This window comes from Agromyces binzhouensis (assembly GCF_004135055.1).
GTDB lineage: Bacteria > Actinomycetota > Actinomycetes > Actinomycetales > Microbacteriaceae > Agromyces > Agromyces binzhouensis.
The window spans coordinates 1-1512 of the sequence record NZ_SDPL01000574.1 but is presented as its reverse complement, the minus strand read 5'-3'; the positions used below and the strand labels follow the sequence as shown (position 1 = coordinate 1512).

Sequence of the window (1512 nt, the reverse complement as noted above, 5' to 3'; positions counted from 1 at the left end):
TCGCGGCGACCGTCGCGGTGGCGGGGCTGCTCGCCACGCTGGCGCTCGCGCCGCTTCCCCGCACCGGCGTGCCGGTCGCGGAGGCGTCGGTCACGACCGTCTCGCCGTTCGCGGGCGCGGTGCAGGAGGTCGAGGTCGACGGCGACATCGCGCCGGCGAGCGTGTCGCGGGAGGGCTACTCGACGACGACCGGACCGGAGTCGCTCGTCGACTCGGGCACGAACTACGACTGGGCGAAGCTCGTGCTGGTGTTCGGCGACTGGCCGCTCACCGACGAGAACGTGCGGCTCATGGTGGAGTGGATGCGCGAGGAGAACGGGCCCGACGACTGGTGGAACCGCAACAACCCGCTGAACAACGGGTACGGCTCGGGCGGCGGCAGCGGCCTCGGGAGCTACGACACGCTCGTGACCGCGGCCGAGTACGCGGCGTCGAACCTGAAGAAGCGCTCGTTCTACGCCGGCATCGTCGCGGGGCTCGAGGCCGGCACGTCGGCGGATGCCACGGCTCGCGCGATCTGGGCCTCGCCGTGGGCGTCGAGCCACTACGGGAACGGGGCCTGGTGGTCGACGGCGCCCGTGCCGGTCGTCACCGCGCCCGCGTCGGCCTGGGGTCGTTGACGGCTGCCGCGCGGAGTCGGCGGGCGGCCGGGGTTCAGGCGTCGGCGAGGAGCCGCGACATCCGATCGAGGGCGCCGGGGACGAGCTTGTAGTACGCCCACGTCCCCCGCTTGCTGCGCTCGAGGAATCCCGCCGTGGCCAGGATCTTGAGGTGGTGCGAGACGGTCGGCTGGCTGAGGCCGACGGGCTCGATGAGGTCGCACACGCACGCCTCCTCGCCCTCGGACTTCGCGACGATCGACAGCAGCCGCAGCCGCGTGGGGTCGGAGAGCGCCTTGAACGACGCCGCGAGCTGCTCGGCGCGCCCGGCATCCATCGGCTCGGTGACGAGCGGGCTGCAGCATGCACCGCCGCTCGCGGCGGGACCGACGCCCACCGGCGCGAGTTCGAAGGTCGTCATGGGTCCGATCCTACCTCGAATATTGACAAACTTCGATGCATGGGTCGAGACTGAGCATCGACGAACTTCGATATTCCGGAAAGGCCCGCCATGACCCTGCTCGACCTCACCCGCCCCGCGACGCGCTCCGAGCGCCTCGACACCCTCCCCGTCGCGGTCATCGGCGCCGGCCCGATCGGCCTGGCGGCCGCGGCCGAGCTGCTCGAGCGGGGCATCGACGTCGTGGTCTACGAGGCCGGCGACCGGGTCGGCGCGAGCATCCGCGAGTGGGGCCACATCCGGCTGTTCTCGCCGTGGCGCGTCCTCGTCGATCCCGCGTCCCGCCGCCTGCTCGAGGCGTCGGGCTGGCAGCACCCCGACGAGGGCCGCCTGCCGACCGGCGCCGAACTCGTCGAGCAGTACCTCGAGCCGCTCGCCGCCCTCGAGCCGCTCGCCTCGCGCATCCGGCTCGGCGTCGCCGTGACCGCCGTCGCCCGCGAGGGCATGGACCGG

3 protein-coding genes are annotated in these 1512 nt (G+C 72.9%); 2 read left to right on the top strand and 1 reads right to left on the bottom strand.

Going from position 1 to position 1512, the window contains the following annotated elements; translation table 11 throughout:
• Positions 1-620, top strand: a 620-nt coding sequence (locus ESO86_RS19395; protein WP_165308229.1) for a hypothetical protein, incomplete at its 5' end; no start/stop codon positions are given.
• Between the two features lie 34 nt (positions 621-654).
• On the opposite strand, the gene ESO86_RS16825 is transcribed toward ESO86_RS19395, so the two are convergent.
• Positions 655-1020 carry an ArsR/SmtB family transcription factor gene (locus ESO86_RS16825; RefSeq protein ID WP_129235944.1) on the bottom strand — a complete coding sequence of 122 codons (366 nt, stop codon included), beginning with the start codon at positions 1018-1020 and terminating at the stop codon, positions 655-657.
• Between the two features lie 90 nt (positions 1021-1110).
• Here ESO86_RS16825 and ESO86_RS16820 point away from each other — a divergent pair.
• A partial coding sequence (locus ESO86_RS16820; protein WP_129235943.1) for an FAD-dependent oxidoreductase occupies positions 1111-1512 on the top strand: 402 nt, incomplete at its 3' end.